General features: G+C 41.2%; 15 protein-coding genes and 1 riboswitch. Of the genes, 9 read left to right on the top strand and 6 right to left on the bottom strand.

Features of this window, described 5'->3' with window-relative positions; translation table 11 throughout:
* Positions 1-99: 99 nt before the first annotated feature.
* From PYW42_RS13705 to PYW42_RS13690, 4 genes are all read right to left on the bottom strand, one after another.
* Entirely contained in the window at positions 100-243 is a 144-nt protein-coding gene (locus PYW42_RS13705; RefSeq protein WP_002381035.1) for a putative holin-like toxin, read from the bottom strand.
* A gap of 230 nt (positions 244-473) precedes the next feature.
* Positions 474-608 (bottom strand): putative holin-like toxin, encoded by a 135-nt coding sequence (locus PYW42_RS13700; protein ID WP_153829595.1) that lies wholly within the window; start codon positions 606-608, stop codon positions 474-476.
* 124 nt (positions 609-732) lie between these two features.
* Complete coding sequence (gene pepG1 / locus PYW42_RS13695; RefSeq protein WP_002389461.1) at positions 733-876, bottom strand: type I toxin-antitoxin system toxin PepG1; 144 nt, start codon at positions 874-876, stop codon at positions 733-735.
* Between the two features lie 334 nt (positions 877-1,210).
* On the bottom strand, positions 1,211-2,827 hold the full coding sequence (locus PYW42_RS13690; RefSeq protein WP_002389442.1) for a phosphatase PAP2/LCP family protein: 1,617 nt from the start codon (positions 2,825-2,827) through the stop codon (positions 1,211-1,213).
* A gap of 91 nt (positions 2,828-2,918) precedes the next feature.
* Positions 2,919-3,085: riboswitch (M-box (ykoK) riboswitch) on the bottom strand.
* Positions 3,086-3,512: 427 nt separating this feature from the next.
* On the opposite strand from PYW42_RS13690, the gene PYW42_RS13685 reads away from it, so the two are divergent.
* A complete protein-coding gene (locus PYW42_RS13685) occupies positions 3,513-4,151 on the top strand; it encodes a lytic polysaccharide monooxygenase (RefSeq protein WP_002378863.1) in 639 nt (212 codons plus the stop codon).
* Between the two features lie 263 nt (positions 4,152-4,414).
* Here the strand turns inward: PYW42_RS13685 and PYW42_RS13680 are convergent, their stop codons facing one another.
* Positions 4,415-5,407 carry a biotin--[acetyl-CoA-carboxylase] ligase gene (locus PYW42_RS13680; RefSeq protein WP_002389493.1) on the bottom strand — a complete coding sequence of 331 codons (993 nt, stop codon included), beginning with the start codon at positions 5,405-5,407 and terminating at the stop codon, positions 4,415-4,417.
* Positions 5,408-5,545: 138 nt separating this feature from the next.
* Between PYW42_RS13680 and PYW42_RS13675 the strand changes: the two genes are divergently transcribed.
* The 6 genes from PYW42_RS13675 (at position 5,546) to rpoC (ending at position 14,551) form a co-directional block, all read left to right on the top strand.
* Positions 5,546-5,761 (top strand): zinc ribbon domain-containing protein, encoded by a 216-nt coding sequence (locus PYW42_RS13675; protein WP_002354768.1) that lies wholly within the window; start codon positions 5,546-5,548, stop codon positions 5,759-5,761.
* Positions 5,762-5,940: 179 nt separating this feature from the next.
* Positions 5,941-6,120 (top strand): hypothetical protein, encoded by a 180-nt coding sequence (locus PYW42_RS13670; protein ID WP_111997057.1) that lies wholly within the window; start codon positions 5,941-5,943, stop codon positions 6,118-6,120.
* Positions 6,121-6,174: 54 nt separating this feature from the next.
* Positions 6,175-6,405: a type II toxin-antitoxin system PemI/MazE family antitoxin gene (gene mazE / locus PYW42_RS13665; protein ID WP_002367500.1), complete on the top strand. Its 231-nt coding sequence runs from the start codon at positions 6,175-6,177 to the stop codon at positions 6,403-6,405.
* Positions 6,405-6,746 (top strand): type II toxin-antitoxin system PemK/MazF family toxin, encoded by a 342-nt coding sequence (locus PYW42_RS13660; RefSeq protein WP_002360937.1) that lies wholly within the window; start codon positions 6,405-6,407, stop codon positions 6,744-6,746. The genes mazE and PYW42_RS13660 overlap by 1 nt, the downstream gene beginning before the upstream one ends.
* Positions 6,747-7,116: 370 nt before the next feature.
* A complete protein-coding gene (gene rpoB / locus PYW42_RS13655; RefSeq protein WP_002389470.1) occupies positions 7,117-10,731 on the top strand; it encodes a DNA-directed RNA polymerase subunit beta in 3,615 nt (1,204 codons plus the stop codon).
* Between the two features lie 166 nt (positions 10,732-10,897).
* Positions 10,898-14,551: a DNA-directed RNA polymerase subunit beta' gene (rpoC, locus tag PYW42_RS13650; protein ID WP_002354777.1), complete on the top strand. Its 3,654-nt coding sequence runs from the start codon at positions 10,898-10,900 to the stop codon at positions 14,549-14,551.
* 48 nt (positions 14,552-14,599) lie between these two features.
* Here rpoC and PYW42_RS13645 read toward each other — a convergent pair whose 3' ends face one another.
* Positions 14,600-15,292 carry a prepilin peptidase gene (locus tag PYW42_RS13645; RefSeq protein WP_002389394.1) on the bottom strand — a complete coding sequence of 231 codons (693 nt, stop codon included), beginning with the start codon at positions 15,290-15,292 and terminating at the stop codon, positions 14,600-14,602.
* Between the two features lie 108 nt (positions 15,293-15,400).
* Between PYW42_RS13645 and PYW42_RS13640 the strand changes: the two genes are divergently transcribed.
* On the top strand, positions 15,401-16,921 hold the full coding sequence (locus tag PYW42_RS13640) for a gluconokinase (protein WP_002368499.1): 1,521 nt from the start codon (positions 15,401-15,403) through the stop codon (positions 16,919-16,921).
* An 83-nt stretch (positions 16,922-17,004) separates the two neighbouring features.
* Entirely contained in the window at positions 17,005-17,724 is a 720-nt protein-coding gene (locus PYW42_RS13635) for a DUF5105 domain-containing protein (protein WP_002389476.1), read from the top strand.
* Positions 17,725-17,802 lie beyond the last annotated feature (78 nt).

Raw genomic sequence — 17,802 nt, 5'->3', positions numbered from 1 at the left:
GAGGTATGCGCCAACATATCTCTCTAGTGTAGAGCCGTTTCAGACGGTAGCGATTTTTAGTGATTTATAAAAAATAACCGTGCTCGCTAAAGTTGACGGTTATTTTTTATTGTTTTCTTTTACAGCCTCTAGGATTCCGAAGATTAACGTTGCGATAAAAGAACCGAAACTAATCATCAGAGCTAAAGCTTCTGCGATAGACAAAAGGCCTCTCCTTTCATAGATTTTAGTACTTACATTCATAAGCACCACCACCTTTCAGATTGGATAGCCGCCGCCATAACTTCTCTACAATTTTATTATACCATGTAGGGCTAAAAAATAATTAGTTTCCAATATGTTTTTTTAGGTAATTGTGCTATAATAGCAATGAAAAGAGAGATATGCGCCAACATACCTCTCTGATGTAGAGCCGTTTAAGACGGTGACCTTTTTGATTATTTAAAAATAACCGTACTGGTCAAAGTAGACGGTTATTTTTTCTTGTCATTTTTAAGCAATTTCACAATCAGTGCAATCAAAGCAATGGTAAACATACCAAACCCTAGGATCGTCTGAATTGTTTCATATGTTGTACAGTAAACGATATTTTTATTCGTATTTTTCAGAGAAATATGCTACAATAGAGACGAAAAGAGAGGTATGCTCTAACATACCTCTCTAGTGTAGAGCCGTTTAAGACGGTGACCTTTTTAGTTACAAAAAATAACCGTACTCAGTCAAAGTAGACGGTTATTTTTTCTTGTCATTTTTAAGCAATTTCACAATCAGCGCAATCAAAGCAATGGTAAACATACCAAACCCAAGAATTGTCTGAATTGTTTCATATGCTGACAAAAGGCCTCTCCTTTCTCTAAATTTCGGAAATACGTGCATACGCATCACCTCACCGAAAGAGGAAAGTCTCTGCTCCTACGCTTCTCACTTTGTTGCGATTCTCGTCGCAAAGCGCATGTTCCTGTGCGCTTGCCTCCGCCATAACTTCTCTACACTTAGATTATACCATGTGAAACAAAAAAATAATTAGTTTCCAATATATTTTTTTAGGTAATTGTGCTATAATGGTAATGAAAAGAGAGCTATGCGCTAACATACCTCTCTGATGTAGAGCCGTTACTAACGGTGACAAAAATTAATATTTTTGAAATGACCGTCTAACTAGCCAAAGTAAGCAGCACCCCTTTCATTAAGGGGCGCTGCTTTTTAGTCGTTATTGCGATTGTTCAGTGTCTTTCGTAGAGAGGTTCATTTGTTCTTTAATAGCATTTTCGACACGTTGGCGTTCACTCTCTTCCACAAGTTGATAAGAAATACCTTCAATCCCTGTCACGCCATCGCCAGTGTAATCGTAGCCTTTTAATTGATCGGTTTCAATCGTTTTTAGTGCGGGGGTGTATTTTTTTAGCATCGCCATCATTTGGTCAAAGGACAAGTCGGTTTCGCCATGCTCGCCGATTACGTCCAGAATTTCTTGATATTTTAGCAAGCTGTTAAAAGAAAGTAGCTTGTTGGTTAATTCGATTAAAACTTCTCGTTGGCGGCGTTGACGACCATAGTCGCCTTCAGGGTCTTCGTAACGCATGCGCGCGTATTGTAAAGCTTCCCAGCCCCCTAAATGCTGTTTGCCTTTCGGATAATGAATCCCTTCAGCGTCAAAAGCAAAGGCATTGTCAACAGTGACGCCGCCCACCGCATCGCCAAGGTCCTTCATAGCATCCATATCAATTGAAAAGTAATGATTGATTGGGATGTGCAAGACATTTTCAACCGTTTTAATTTGCATATCGGCACCACCGAAAACGTGGGCCGCATTGATTTTATTGTATTCGCCATTGGTGCCAGCCATTTCCACATAGTAGTCACGTGGGATGCTGGTGATGGTAGTTTTTTGTAATTGATTATTCACTGTAACCACCATCAAGGCGTTGGAGCGGTAATCGGTTTTGCGTTTTGAGTCATTCGCAATTCCCATAATTAAGAAACTAACCGGCTCACCTTTGGCTAAATCGGGACTCTTCGTGGAAGATTTTCTTGGTTTATACATGGTGTTCGCCGTTTTTTGCAAATTGCGATACATGCTGACGCCGTAAGCCGAAACAGAAAGTGTGCCTAAAAATAAAAGGGTTAAACTGAAGACCACGAATAAGCTTTTTCTTTTACGAGAATGGCGGCGCCGGCGTTGTGTCGGTACTTCTGCTTCCTCTGGTTCAGGTGCCGGCAAATAACGTTGAACAATTTGAAATGAAAAGTTGATCCAGCTATAACTTAGGAGCATCCCAGCGATGACATCACTAGGATAATGAACGCGTAAGATTAAACGACCTAACACAATCAAAACTAAATAAGTGAGTAAGAAAATTTTGATGCCTTTGGTTTTTTCAACATGAAGATAGGCCAAAATGATCAAAATCGTACAGACTAGCGCCATTGCTAATAATGAATGTCCGCTGGGAAAGCTAGCAGAGCTCCGGTCAGCTAAAGCGCCTAGGTTTGGTCGAGCCCGACCCACCACATGTTTAAAAACGCTCCCTAAGAAGCCGACAGCTAATAGGTTACTGACAGCCCAAAAGGCTAGGATTTTTTCTTTTTTGCGTAAAAGGTATACCATCAATAATAAGAAGAATAGCAGCATTGGTCCAATTGTGGCTGTTTTTGCTAACAGATTGACCGCTGTTAAAAGTGGGGCATTTAATTGCCATTTGATGTGATAGATAGCTTCGTCCATTTGTTGAAACCAATTTGGACTAGCCGCCACTAACAAAGTGAGGAAAGTAAAAACAAGCGTTGTTAGGGCATAAAGTGGAAATTTTTTATTCGATGTTTGCATGAGAATCCCTTTCTTTTTCCCTTGAAAGAGTAGACTAAGCCAGCATCGATCGTAAATAAGCGCTTGCGACTAAACAGGACACAGCAAGCCAATCGGTTCTCATCGTCTGAGCTTTAGCACTATCCAACGTAAAGATTTCTCTTAGCTATTTTTAGAAGAGCCTTAATTCGACCATTCCTGTTTTACACATTGGTGTCTTTCGACATTTCTGCGCAATAGCCTATGTTTGGATAGGAGCCTCACCTAACAAGGTTATTTTATCTAACGCTAGAAGTATAGAATTTATGTAGCGGTTCTCACAATGAAGTTTAAGAAAATTTATTGTTTTTTAAATAAATTTAAAGGTGTGGGGAAGTGAAGCAGTTAAAAAAACAGTACTTGAGCATTCTAAAAAAAAGTGTACAAGGCTGTTCTCGGTTAACCGCTATAAATAGTTGGTGTTCAATAATGATAAATTAAAAAACAAACATTTTTTATAAGAGTGCTATAAGTTTTTCTCAGTAAAAAAGGCGGACAGTTGCTATTGAATTGCTACTTCATTTAAAATAAATATGTCGACAATAATTGTGCACAAAGTTGATGGTCGCTATCGAAAAAGTAAAAATGATGTTGTGGAGATTTTACGTTTCAGTTGATTAAGATTACATGTTTTTTGAAGGGTTTTGCTTATAAGGGAGCGATATACATGAAAAAAATGATGTTATTCATAATTGCAGTGGGCGCAACGATGATCAGTGTTTTTGCTTTAGGAGATGCACAGCAGAGTTATGCACATGGCTATGTTGATAGCCCAGTCAGTCGAGTCAAAAATGCGGAAGCAAACGGATTTGGATGGGGACCTGGTCAAGACAGCTCACAGCCAGAAATTATCACGACACCCCAAGGAATTGAAGCGCCAACTAAATTATTAGACACGGGTCAATTAAATGGAAGGTTGCCTTCAGCTGGATTAGCAAGCTATTCCAAACTAGATGAACAAACAGCCACTCGTTGGGTAAAAAGTAATATAACAACAGGAGAGAATAATTTTAAATGGGTGATGACGGCAAAACATAAGACCAATCGTTTTAGATACTATATGACGAAACCTGGATGGAATCCTAATGCACCATTAACGATGGACGAAATGGAACTGATTGGCATAGTAGGGCAACCAATCGGTCAAGATTTACCTCCTGGTCAAGGATTTATGGTCAATGATACAGAAACACACAGAATAAAGATTCCCGCTGATAGGAAAGGATACCATGTTATTTATGCCGTTTGGGATATCAATGACACGATTAATTCATTTTATCAAGCGATAGATGTTAATGTTCAATAATCAGGTATCAAGATAATGCGGCTGAGACAAAAGTGCTTAGCGCCAAGAACTAAGTAGGTTCTGTTCATCATCGAATCACTACGTTCTTCGTGATTCTTAACACTTGGAAGGATTAAGATATGCCGAACACTTGTGTGAGAAAGTCAATTTCGGCTTATTTCCGAAGGGGCTGCTTTTGTTCAGCTGATTATCTTCAGAAGTAGAAAGTGGGACATCAGTCAAAACGACTGATGTCCCACTTGCTTTTTTCTAAACTTCCCCACTTATCCTCGACGCCATTCACCAATCTGGTCCAAACTAATTTCCCCAGAAGACAACGTTTTGGCCGTGCCATCAGGCAACTGAACAATCAATTCTCCATTTCCACTAATGGTTGTCGCAACGCCGCGGAAGTCTTGCCCGTTTTGGGTAAAAGCGACGTCTTTGCCAATCACAAAGGAGCGTTGTCGGTATTCTTCTAAAAAGTCTTTCGTTGAACGTTTGTCTAAAATTTGATAAAAATGATTCCAAATGTTGGCGACTAATTCATTTCGCGTCGCCGTCGGTTCACCATCTGGGAAAAGAGAAGTCACTTTCTGCCGAATGTCCTCAGGAAATTCGGTTTCTGTAATTGAAAAATTAATCCCCATGCCGATGATAACATTAGAAATCTGCCCTGTTTCCACATTGCTCATGGCTTCCGACAAAATCCCGCAAACTTTTTTGCCATTTAAATAAAGATCATTGACCCATTTAATTTCTGTGTGAACGCCTGCCAGAGCATCCATTGCTCGAGCGACCGCTACGGCCATAATCACAGTATATTGGGCGATTTCTTCAAAATTTTGGTTCGGTTGAAGCACCATGCTCATGTAAATCCCTTTACCTGGCGTAGCGAAAAATGGTCGGCCGAACCTGCCCCGCGGCATTTCTTGCATGTCAGCAACAATCAATGTATTGTCGGGCGTCTGGTCTAAAATCGCCCGCTTAGCATCGGTCATGGTAGATTCAGATGTTTCTAGGACGGTAATTGTTAAAGGCGGCGTTTGTGGCCATAATGCCAACTGAATGCCTTCTGCAGAAAGGACATCTGATTTTTCAAGGCGATACCCCTTATTTTGCACGCTAGTAATTTGATAGCCATCTTTTTTCAATTCATTAATTGCTTTCCAAATAGCTGTGCGAGATAAGGACAGACGTTGTGCCATCTCTTCGCCCGAAAGGAATGCGGGCGTTTGTTTCATCAATAAAGTTAGGACTTGGCTTTTTGTCGACATATTTTTTCCTCCGATTCGTTATACTTATTGTAGCGGAAAGGAAAAGGCTTGGTCAACTAGTGAAAAAATCCATCTTAGGATGGAGGAAAATGAAGCAGGCGTTTGCTATACTTGTTTTATTGAGAAGGAGTGAGGGGAATGGAAAAGCAACAATATGTTTGTGAGAAATGTGGCAACATGCACTATGTGTCGGACCAATTTCAAGCAACAGGTGGGAACTTTGCGAAAATTTTTGATGTTCAAAATAAAAAATTTATTACAATTAGCTGTACCCAATGCGGCTACACCGAACTTTACCGCAGCCAAACAAGCGGCGGCATGAATGTCCTAGACTTTTTATTAGGTGGCGGTTAGTCAAAAACGAATGCATCTTTGCATTCGTTTTTTTGTGTGAAGAGGAAGATAGGGGAAAAGGAGGTCGGGCCAGAAGCGTTTAACTCCGAGAACCAAGTAGGTACGATGATTTCATCTGTTCATGCTTCACAGTGAAACATCGCAACTCTTAGAGCTGTAGCTCTTTTGAAGGCTGTACTGTGACGAGACGCATGTCGAGAAACACCTTAGAAGTTGTTGAGATCGGAGCAACGCGTAGTGTTGCTTCTGTTCCCGCCGTTTATCAGTTTTTGAGCGTGGAGCAAAAATCCAAAGTGATTTTTGTCCCACGCGCATTATCGAATTATGTAGTAAACTCAGTCACATTAAGTGTGATTTAAAATTCTTTCTATCATTGCAAAGACATAGTATAATGAAGCGAAGGGAGTGATTTCATGCTAACAACTAAATCAAGAAGACAAGGAAACTCGGTCGTTTTAACTTTACCCACTGATAATGGTAAAAAACCAAAAGTCGACCAAGAATATATTGTGATGTATTCTGACGACGGTACAATTACATTAGTCCCTAAAATTCAGGATCCATTTAGTGAAGGTCCAGAAGGTGAGTATTATGAAAAAGATGAGTGGCATGATCTTGCACCTGAGGGGAGAGAACTTTTTTAATGAATGTTGAAAAGAAGTACATTCCCAAAAAAGGAGATATTGTATGGATTGATTTTGATCCTGCTGCAGGCAAAGAGATTCAGAAGAGACGGCCTGGTTTAGTCGTGTCAAGATATGAATTTAATCGGAAAACCATGTTTGCTGTGATTTGCCCGATTACTTCCACCATTAAAAATATTCCCACTCGATATACGTTGCCCGATGACATAGAAACCCATGGGCAAGTAGTGATCTCACAACTGAAATCTTTGGACTTCACTGAAAGAAAATTAAGTCAAATTGAGCATTTGCCATTAAAAGATATGGCGAAAATTGACCAAATAATTGAATATATTTTCTAGTTGTTGAAAAAAGGCGTAATTATTTATTACGCCTTTTTTCATTAAAACCCTTTACAAAAAAACTCCTTTTTATGAAAAAGAAAACCTTAAAGAAACCCTTGACTTTTCTAGACAAAGGTAGTAGAATCTATAGAGCAAAAACTATCTGAAAGTGACGAAGCAGGAGCGAAATATTGTCCGTTCCGGTTTTTTATAGGAAAACAAAAGTAGAAACGCCAGAAAATTTTTCGGAAGCATGTTCTATTTTTGGTTTTTTTTTGCTTAAAAACTGCAAAAAATGCTTTTTGTTACATATATTTAATATATGTAACGTAAATGTAATTTTTCGGATCGGTGTTTTGATAGACTTATAACTAGAGGGGTGAAGAGCTTGGCTGGACACGTAGTAAAATACGGAAAGCATCGCGAACGTAGAAGTTTCGCACGTATCAGTGAAGTATTGGAATTACCAAATTTAATTGAAATCCAAACAGACTCTTATCAATGGTTTTTAGATGAGGGACTTCGTGAAATGTTTGAAGACATTTTACCAATTGATGATTTCCAAGGAAACTTATCCTTAGAATTTGTTGACTATGAATTAAAAGAACCAAAGTACACAGTAGAAGAAGCCCGCGCACATGATGCCAACTATTCTGCGCCATTACATGTAACATTACGTTTAACCAACCGTGAAACAGGTGAAATTAAATCCCAAGAAGTCTTCTTCGGCGATTTCCCATTAATGACAGAAATGGGTACCTTCATCATCAACGGGGCAGAACGTGTTATCGTTTCCCAATTAGTTCGTTCTCCAGGTGTTTACTTCCATGGAAAAGTGGACAAAAACGGCAAAGAAGGTTTTGGCTCAACAGTCATTCCTAACCGTGGTGCATGGTTAGAAATGGAAACAGATGCGAAAGACATTTCTTATGTTCGGATTGACCGCACACGTAAAATTCCTTTAACTGTGTTAGTTCGTGCTTTAGGTTTCGGTTCAGATGATACCATCTTCGAAATTTTCGGCGACAGCGAAAGCTTACGCAACACAATTGAAAAAGATTTACACAAAAACGCAAGTGATTCTCGTACAGAAGAAGGCTTGAAAGACATTTATGAACGTCTTCGCCCAGGCGAACCAAAAACAGCAGATAGCTCACGTAGCTTGTTAACTGCACGTTTCTTTGATCCAAAACGTTATGATTTGGCAAACGTTGGTCGCTACAAAGTTAACAAAAAATTAGACTTAAAAACACGTCTATTAAACTTAACCTTAGCTGAAACGCTAGTTGATCCAGAAACTGGTGAAATCATTGTCGAAAAAGGCACAGTTTTAACACACCAAATCATGGAAACATTAGGCGAATACATTGACAACGGCTTAAACAGCGTAACTTACTATCCAAGTGAAGATGCGGTAGTAACTGAACCAATGACGATCCAAGTGATTCAAGTTCTTTCACCAAAAGATCCTGAACGTATCGTAAATGTGATTGGTAACGGCTATCCAGACGACAGCGTAAAAACAGTTCGTCCAGCAGATATCGTTGCTTCAATGAGCTACTTCTTCAACTTAATGGAAGATATCGGTAATGTCGATGACATCGACCACTTAGGTAATCGTCGTATCCGTTCAGTAGGCGAATTATTACAAAACCAATTCCGTATTGGTTTAGCCCGTATGGAACGTGTGGTTCGTGAAAGAATGTCTATTCAAGACACAGAAACATTGACACCACAACAATTAATTAACATCCGTCCAGTGGTAGCAAGTATCAAAGAATTCTTTGGTTCTTCACAGTTATCACAGTTCATGGACCAAACAAACCCATTAGGTGAGTTAACCCATAAACGTCGTCTATCAGCCTTAGGGCCTGGTGGTTTGACTCGTGATCGTGCCGGTTATGAAGTTCGTGACGTTCACTACTCTCACTATGGTCGTATGTGTCCAATTGAAACGCCTGAGGGACCAAATATCGGGTTGATCAATAGCTTATCTAGTTATGCGAAAGTGAATAAATTTGGTTTCATCGAAACGCCTTATCGCCGTGTTGATCGTGCGACAGGCCGTGTTACTGATCAAGTAGATTACTTAACAGCAGACATCGAAGACCATTATATCGTAGCGCAAGCGAACTCACTTTTAAATGAAGATGGCACATTTGCCAATGATGTTGTTATGGCGCGTCTACAAAGTGAAAACTTAGAAGTTGCCGTAGACAAAGTTGACTACATGGACGTTTCACCAAAACAAGTAGTCGCAGTCGCAACAGCATGTATTCCTTTCTTAGAAAACGATGACTCCAACCGTGCCTTGATGGGTGCCAACATGCAGCGTCAAGCGGTGCCGTTAATTCAACCACGCTCTCCGTGGGTAGGTACAGGTATGGAATATAAATCAGCCCATGACTCAGGTGCTGCTTTACTATGTAAACATGACGGTGTCGTAGAATTCGTCGATGCAAAAGAAATTCGCGTTCGTCGCGACAATGGCGCATTAGACAAATATATGGTTACAAAATTCCGTCGTTCTAACTCAGGAACAAGCTACAACCAACGCCCAATTGTTCACTTAGGTGAAAAAGTTGAAAAAGGCGATACTTTAGCGGATGGACCTTCTATGGAAGAAGGCGAAATGGCTTTAGGGCAAAACGTCTTAGTTGCCTTCATGACATGGGAAGGTTACAACTACGAGGATGCCATTATCATGAGCCGTCGTTTAGTTAAAGACGATGTCTACACTTCTGTGCATATTGAAGAATATGAATCAGAAGCACGTGATACAAAATTAGGACCTGAAGAAATTACCCGTGAAATTCCAAACGTTGGGGAAGACGCGTTGAAAGACTTAGACGAAATGGGGATTATCCGCATTGGTGCTGAAGTTCAAGATGGCGACTTACTAGTTGGGAAAGTCACACCTAAAGGGGTCACAGAATTATCTGCAGAAGAACGTTTATTACACGCAATCTTCGGGGAAAAAGCCCGCGAAGTTCGTGATACGTCTCTCCGTGTACCTCACGGTGGCGGCGGTATCGTTCATGATGTGAAAATCTTTACTCGTGAAGCTGGCGATGAATTATCACCAGGTGTCAACATGTTAGTTCGTGTCTATATCGTTCAAAAACGTAAAATTCACGAAGGAGATAAAATGGCGGGACGTCACGGAAATAAAGGGGTTGTTTCCCGTATTATGCCGGAAGAAGATATGCCATTCTTACCTGACGGAACACCTGTTGATATCATGTTGAACCCATTAGGGGTACCTTCTCGTATGAATATCGGACAAGTACTTGAATTACACTTAGGTATGGCTGCTCGCCAATTAGGTATTCACGTCGCAACACCTGTTTTCGATGGGGCAACCGATGAAGACGTTTGGGAAACTGTTCGTGAAGCTGGTATGGCTAGCGATGCTAAAACAGTTCTTTACGATGGACGTACAGGTGAACCATTTGATAACCGTATTTCCGTTGGTGTCATGTATATGATTAAATTAGCCCACATGGTTGATGACAAATTGCATGCTCGTTCAATCGGACCTTACTCTCTTGTTACGCAACAACCGTTGGGTGGTAAAGCTCAATTCGGTGGACAACGTTTCGGGGAAATGGAAGTTTGGGCACTGGAAGCTTACGGTGCTGCTTACACATTACAAGAAATCTTAACTTACAAATCTGATGACGTTGTCGGACGTGTGAAAACATACGAAGCCATCGTTAAAGGTGAACCAATTCCAAAACCAGGTGTGCCTGAATCATTCCGAGTATTAGTGAAAGAATTACAATCACTTGGTTTAGACATGCGTGTCTTGGACATTGAGGAAGCTGAGATTGAGTTACGCGATATGGACGATGACGATGATGATTTAATCACCGTTGACGCACTAACCAAATTTGCGGAACAACAATCAGCGAAACAGCTGGAAAAAGAAGCAGAATCAGTCGTGAAAGAAGAAGCACAAGACGTTGTTCAAGAAATTGAAACAGCCGAAGACAGAGACTAATTTGTCGCTACCACTCTGATGAGTTGATTCAACTGCGACTTTGTTGCAACTGCGCAAGCCATTACTTGTTCCAAGTGTCGTCAGACCTTCTTTCAAGTGATGCTTGCCATTTGCTAACAAGTTGCTGACTCAGCTTCTCTAAATAAGGAAATGGAGGGAATTCCTTTTGATCGATGTAAATAAATTCGAAAGTATGCAAATAGGGCTTGCTTCACCAGAAAAGATCAGAAGCTGGTCTTATGGGGAAGTTAAAAAACCCGAAACAATTAACTACCGTACATTAAAACCCGAACGTGAAGGGTTATTCTGTGAACGCATTTTTGGTCCAACCAAAGACTGGGAATGTGCTTGTGGTAAATATAAACGTATCCGTTATAAAGGTATTGTCTGTGACCGTTGTGGCGTTGAAGTCACTCGTTCAAAAGTACGTCGTGAACGTATGGGACATATTGAATTAGCCGCACCAGTTTCACATATCTGGTACTTTAAAGGAATTCCATCTCGGATGGGTCTTGTTTTAGACATGAGCCCTCGTGCATTGGAAGAAGTCATTTATTTTGCTTCATACGTTGTCATCGAACCAGGTGACACAACATTAGAGAAAAAACAATTGTTAACGGAACGCGAATATCGTGAAAAACGTGAACAATATGGCCAAGCCTTCAAAGCTGCTATGGGTGCCGAAGCCGTGAAACAATTATTAGATAACGTCGATTTAGATGGCGAAGTTGCGCAATTAAAAGAAGAATTAAAAACAGCTTCTGGTCAAAAACGGACACGTGCCATCCGTCGTTTAGACATCTTAGAAGCCTTCCGTGCTTCTGGTAACCAACCAAGCTGGATGGTAATGGATGTTATCCCAGTTATTCCACCAGATTTACGTCCGATGGTTCAATTGGAAGGTGGTCGTTTTGCAACAAGTGACTTAAACGACTTATACCGCCGTGTTATCAACCGTAACAACCGTCTAAAACGTTTATTAGACTTAAATGCGCCAAGCATCATCGTTCAAAACGAAAAACGGATGTTACAAGAAGCGGTCGATGCTTTAATCGATAATGGTCGTCGTGGCCGTCCAGTTACTGGGCCAGGTAACCGTCCATTGAAATCTCTTTCTCACATGTTGAAAGGGAAACAAGGTCGTTTCCGTCAAAACTTACTAGGTAAACGTGTTGACTATTCTGGTCGTTCCGTAATCGTCGTTGGTCCGTTCTTAAAAATGTACCAATGTGGTTTACCAAAAGAAATGGCGATTGAATTATTCAAACCATTTGTAATGCGTGAATTAGTACAACGTGAAATTGCGACAAACATTAAAAATGCGAAACGTAAAATCGAACGTGGCGAAGATGAAGTTTGGGATATCTTAGAAGAAGTTATCCAAGAACACCCAGTTTTACTTAACCGGGCACCTACGTTGCATAGATTAGGGATCCAAGCTTTCGAACCTGTTCTTGTTGAAGGTCGTGCGATCCGTCTTCACCCATTAGTTTGTGAAGCCTACAATGCCGATTTCGATGGAGACCAAATGGCGGTTCACGTGCCTCTAAATGAAGAAGCACAAGCAGAAGCTCGTATGTTAATGCTTGCTGCCCAAAATATCTTGAACCCGAAAGATGGTAAACCAGTTGTTACACCATCTCAAGATATGGTCTTAGGTAACTACTACCTAACAATGGAAGAAGAAGGCCGTGAAGGGGAAGGCATGATCTTCCGCGACATGAACGAAGCTGTTTTAGCATGGCAAAATGGCTACGTGCATTTACACTCACGTATTGGGGTTCAAACAACACTTTTAGGTGACAAACCATTTACTGATTGGCAAAAAGAACGAATCTTAATCACCACAGTTGGTAAGATCATCTTTAACGAAATCATGCCTGTTGAGTTCCCTTACTTGAACGAACCAACAGACTATAACTTAACTGTTCAAACACCAGATAAATACTTTGTAGAAGCTGGTACAGACATTCCTGCACACATTAAAGAGCAAGAATTAGTTTTACCATTCAAGAAGAAAAATCTTGGAAATATCATTGCTGAAGTCTTCAAGAGATTCCACATTACGGAAACCTCTAAAATGCTTGACCGCATGAAAGACTTAGGTTACAAACACTCAACGTATGCTGGGATGACGGTAGGGATTGCCGATATCATGGTTCTTCATGAAAAACAAGCAATCATTGACGCTGCCCACAAACAAGTTGAAACAATTACTAAACAATTCCGTCGTGGTTTAATTACTGATGACGAACGTTATGAACGTGTAATCGGCGTTTGGAACGGTGCCAAAGATGAAATCCAACAAAAACTGATCGAAAGTATGGAAGCTCGTAACCCAATCTTCATGATGTCTGACTCTGGAGCCCGTGGTAACATCTCCAACTTTACACAGTTAGCTGGTATGCGTGGTTTGATGGCCGCTCCGAATGGACGAATCATGGAATTACCAATCATCTCAAACTTCCGTGAAGGACTTTCTGTCTTAGAAATGTTTATCTCAACTCACGGGGCTCGTAAAGGGATGACCGATACGGCCTTGAAGACAGCCGATTCAGGTTACTTAACACGTCGTTTAGTTGACGTTGCCCAAGACGTAATCATTCGTGAAGACGACTGTGGCACTGACCGTGGTCTTGAAATCGAAGCCATTCGTGAAGGTAACGAAATTATCGAACCATTAGACGAACGTCTATTAGGTCGTTATACACGTAAATCAGTTGTTCATCCAGAAACTGGTGCAATCATCATTGGTGCGGATCAATTAATCACTGAAGATCTTGCAAGAGAAATCGTGGACGCTGGTATTGAAAAAGTAACCATCCGTTCTGTCTTTACATGTAACACAAAACATGGTGTATGTAAGCACTGTTACGGACGTAACTTGGCAACTGGTTCTGACGTTGAAGTCGGAGAAGCAGTTGGTACAATCGCCGCTCAATCTATCGGGGAACCTGGTACACAGTTAACCATGCGTACGTTCCATACCGGTGGGGTTGCCGGTGACGATATCACTCAAGGTTTACCTCGTATCCAAGAAATCTTTGAAGCACGTAATCCGAAAGGACAAGCAGTGATTACAGAAGTAACCGGTGAAGTTATCGATATTTCTGAAGATCCTGCCACACGTCAAAAAGAAGTAACCATCAAAGGAAAAACAGATACACGTACCTATACTGTCCCTTACACTGCACGTATGAAAGTTGCTGAAGGCGACATCATCCACCGTGGTGCACCGTTGACAGAAGGTTCAATTGATCCAAAACAATTATTACAAGTTCGTGATGTTTTATCTGTTGAAAACTACCTATTACGTGAAGTACAACGTGTTTACCGTATGCAAGGGGTAGAAATCGGCGACAAACATATCGAAGTAATGGTTCGTCAAATGTTACGTAAAATCCGCGTAATGGATCCAGGTGACACTGAAATCCTTCCAGGAACATTAATGGACATCGCAGAATTTAAAGACCGTAACTACGACACATTAGTTGCTGGTGGCGTCCCTGCTACTAGTCGTCCAGTCTTACTTGGTATTACCAAAGCGTCATTGGAAACAAACAGCTTCTTATCTGCTGCATCCTTCCAAGAAACAACACGCGTGTTAACAGATGCTGCTATCCGTGGCAAAAAAGATCCATTACTTGGATTGAAAGAAAATGTTATCATTGGTAAAATCATCCCAGCTGGTACTGGTATGGCTCGTTACCGTAACATGGAACCAAAAGAAGTTGGCGTAGCTAGCGAAAACGTTTATAGTATTTCAGACATTGAAGCACAAATGGCTGCTGAAGATGCGATGAAAAACATCAATAAATAAACCCTAAAAAGCCGTAAGGAGCATGCTCCTTACGGCTTTTTTTATTTGCTATAAGCAACTGATTGTGAGTAAGCCCAAACTTAAAAAGGGGACAAAGGGAAGTGTCTGTTCAACTGGATACCCCAAAAATTTACAGCTGTAGCCATAGATTAGGCCATAACTACTGGCAAAAAATAGTAGCATCAGCAACTGAGGTACCTGTAAAAAACAGCCCCACAAACCCAGTAACAAAAGATCCCCTCGCCCCATGGCTTCCGGAAAATAATGTAAGACGGCTTGGAAAAAACAAAAACAAAAAAGACCAGTCAGTAAGTAAAACGAATGCTGACCCGCCATTTTCAGCAAACAAAGCACAAGAAAACTAGGATAAAGAATCTTCGGTTCAACCACTAAATACCAGTAATCAATCAAGGATAATGTGAAAGCACTCGTCAGCCACCACCAGAGAATCAAAGCATCAATCGTCAGGCCAGCTGAAAAACAGCTTGCGGTTAACCCGCCCATGACAAGTTCTGCTAAAAGATAACTCTTAGCTACTGGCTGTTGACACTTTCGACAACGAAAGCGCTGCAGCAAAATCGAAACAACTGGAATTAATTCATAGAGTTGTAGAGGCTGGTGGCAACCTTGACAGTGGGAAGGGGGCCACCACAAAGAACGCCCTACTGGTAAGCGCTCCGCCACTAAGCATAAAAAAGAACCGAAACAGGCACCAATCAAAAAGAGATTCAAGAAAAACATAGGTTACCTCCTTAAAAATAAACTACGCTTTTTTTAAACTTTTTCGTTTGACTAGACAAATCTTTTTTTGTTAGGAATAATAAAAGAAACAAGAAATGAGGGAATCAAATGGAAAAATTAGCGATTGGTGTCGACGTTGGCACTACGCAAGCCAAAGCAGTGGCTTTTCAACCCAATGGCACAGTCGTAGCTTCTAGCTATGTGCGTTATCCATTAATTCAAGAGACTGAAGGAATGGCGGAGCAAGACCCAGAAACGCTGTTCCAAGCTGTGGTGAACTGTATTCGAACCGTCACACAACAAGTGAAGAATCAACCAATTGGGCTCATTTCTTTTGCTTCAGCGATGCATGGCTTAATTGCCATGGATGCGCAAGGACGCCCATTGACCCAAGTGATTACTTGGGCTGACACACGAGCATCTGATTATGCGGAAGCGTTAAAAGAAACGCCAGCGGCCCAATTGTTTTATCAATTGACAGGCATGCCAGTTCATCCAATGGCGCCTTTGTACAAGATTCGCTGGCTGCAGGAAAATCAGCCAGCCGTTGCGCAGAGCGCGGCCAAGTTTATTGGGATTAAGGACTACATTTTTTACCGTTTCTTTGGCGAATACTGGACAGATTATAGTAGTGCTTCAGGAATGGGTTTATTTAATATTCACACGCGACAATGGGAATCGTCGATTTTAGCGTATTTATCTATTGAGGAGGAACAGTTGCCAAAAGTTGCCCCATCAACGTTCATTTTTCCAGCGTTAGCGCCTTCTTGGCAAGAGATGCTTGGTGTTGAGGAGGAAACGGTTTTAGTTCTTGGTGGTGCGGATGGCCCGTTGTCTAATTTAGGTTTGGGAGCGCTAGGAATGGGTGTAGCGACTTTGACCGTTGGTACGAGCGGTGCACTTCGGTATATTGTCGAAGAACCTTTTTTGCATCCGCAAGGTGAAACATTTTGTTTTGCTCTAGATGAACAGCACTGGGTGATTGGTGGCGCAAGTAGTAATGGTGCAGTTGCGTTAGATTGGGCGAGCCAAACGATTTTTGCAGAAGAACGTCAGCAAGCTATCCAAAACGGGACCAATCTCTATGACCCAATTATGGCCAAAATTGCAACCGTGCCAGCTGGGGCAAATGGCTTACTGTTTCATCCTTATTTGCTAGGTGAACGAGCACCGCTGTGGAATGCAGAGGCGAGCGCAAGTTTTATTGGCTTGCGCAAAAATCACCATGCCGGACATTTAGCTCGAGCGGTGGTGGAAGGAATCTGTTTCAATTTAAAAACCATTTTAGAAGATTTGAAACAACTCGGTGGACCCGTTCAGGAGATTCGGGCGACAGGCGGCTTTGCTGATTCCCCTGTGTTCCGTCAAATCATGGCTGATGTTCTGGGAGAAACGTTATCGTTCACTGATAGTACCGAAGCTTCGGCATTAGGCGCTGTTTTGCTAGGTTGGCAAGGCTTAGGGCAGTTACCAAATTTACAAGCAGCGGCGCAACAGGTGCTGATTCATGAAACGGTCACGCCACGAGCGGATCAATTGCTAGTTTATCAAGAACTGTATCCTGTTTTTCAAGAAACCCAACAAGTTTTAGCACAAAGTTATCAAAAATTAGCAGAATTCCGCAAATAATTGATAGTAAATAGCTTTGACAAATGGCTGAGAAGTTGCTTAACTAGAAGAGAGACAAAGACTTGAGGAAATGAGGATGAGGAATGAAGAAGCAGCTACTACCACTATTTCTGTTATTCATTGGGGCGTTAGCAAGCTGCAGTGCACCGTCTCGTTCCGGCGAAAAAGCAGCGCAACAGTTGGTAGATTACTTTATTTATCAAGAAAAGACAGCGACATTCTCTCAAACTTTTCGTGAACCGAAAGTCTTGGCGGAGCATTTGCAGACGAGCCGTCAACAGTTCCAGAAGCAATTTTTCAATAGCTTAAAAGAAATGAACGCTGAAGTCACCGAAACTGAAGCCCAGAAGCTTAGCGCAGAATTACTGGCTCAAGTGAAGAAAAAAGCGTCATATCAACTAGTAGCCACGAAAGAATTGAATGGACAAGCGACAATCACTTTTCAGATTAAGGGCTTAGATTTTGTGACGGCGATTGAAGATACAACCACTGCTCTTCTTCAGCAAACGCAACAGGCGACACAAGCGCTAGACATGCAGCACACGTTAGCCGTTTTAAAAAAAGAAATCCGACAAATCAATGTCAGCCATGAGCCAGTTGAACTGCCATTAACGGTTAAGCAAGTAGAAGGGCAATGGTATTTACCGGCAGTGGAGCAACTGAGACTTAATCAGTTTTTTTTAGCTTTCGTCACAGGAAAAGAAGATACTGACCAGTTGACAGAGGCACTCGACACAATCCTCACTCAAGCGGAACAAAAAGTCGTCACTGCGGATGAAAGAACAGCGATTTCAGGAAATTAATTAGATTCTTAATTGTAATTATTATAATTTGATAATAATTTTAAAAAAGAAAGGTTTTCAGTGTACTTTTTTCACAAT

This window comes from Enterococcus faecalis (assembly GCF_029024925.1).
Taxonomy (GTDB): Bacteria; Bacillota; Bacilli; order Lactobacillales; family Enterococcaceae; genus Enterococcus; species Enterococcus faecalis.
This window is presented reverse-complemented; position numbering and strand designations above follow the sequence as displayed.

What these genes read in the sequence shown, in the direction of transcription:
- PYW42_RS13635 (WP_002389476.1), top strand. Translation starts at nt 17,005, where the DNA reads ATGAAGAAGCAGCTACTACCACTATTTCTGTTATTCATTGGGGCGTTA.
- PYW42_RS13680 (WP_002389493.1), bottom strand. Translation starts at nt 5,407, where the DNA reads ATGTCGACAAAAAGCCAAGTCCTAACTTTATTGATGAAACAAACGCCC.
- PYW42_RS13705 (WP_002381035.1), bottom strand. Translation starts at nt 243, where the DNA reads ATGAATGTAAGTACTAAAATCTATGAAAGGAGAGGCCTTTTGTCTATC.
- pepG1 (WP_002389461.1), bottom strand. Translation starts at nt 876, where the DNA reads ATGCACGTATTTCCGAAATTTAGAGAAAGGAGAGGCCTTTTGTCAGCA.
- PYW42_RS13640 (WP_002368499.1), top strand. Translation starts at nt 15,401, where the DNA reads ATGGAAAAATTAGCGATTGGTGTCGACGTTGGCACTACGCAAGCCAAA.
- mazE (WP_002367500.1), top strand. Translation starts at nt 6,175, where the DNA reads ATGCTAACAACTAAATCAAGAAGACAAGGAAACTCGGTCGTTTTAACT.
- PYW42_RS13660 (WP_002360937.1), top strand. Translation starts at nt 6,405, where the DNA reads ATGAATGTTGAAAAGAAGTACATTCCCAAAAAAGGAGATATTGTATGG.
- PYW42_RS13645 (WP_002389394.1), bottom strand. Translation starts at nt 15,292, where the DNA reads ATGTTTTTCTTGAATCTCTTTTTGATTGGTGCCTGTTTCGGTTCTTTT.
- PYW42_RS13690 (WP_002389442.1), bottom strand. Translation starts at nt 2,827, where the DNA reads ATGCAAACATCGAATAAAAAATTTCCACTTTATGCCCTAACAACGCTT.
- PYW42_RS13675 (WP_002354768.1), top strand. Translation starts at nt 5,546, where the DNA reads ATGGAAAAGCAACAATATGTTTGTGAGAAATGTGGCAACATGCACTAT.
- PYW42_RS13685 (WP_002378863.1), top strand. Translation starts at nt 3,513, where the DNA reads ATGAAAAAAATGATGTTATTCATAATTGCAGTGGGCGCAACGATGATC.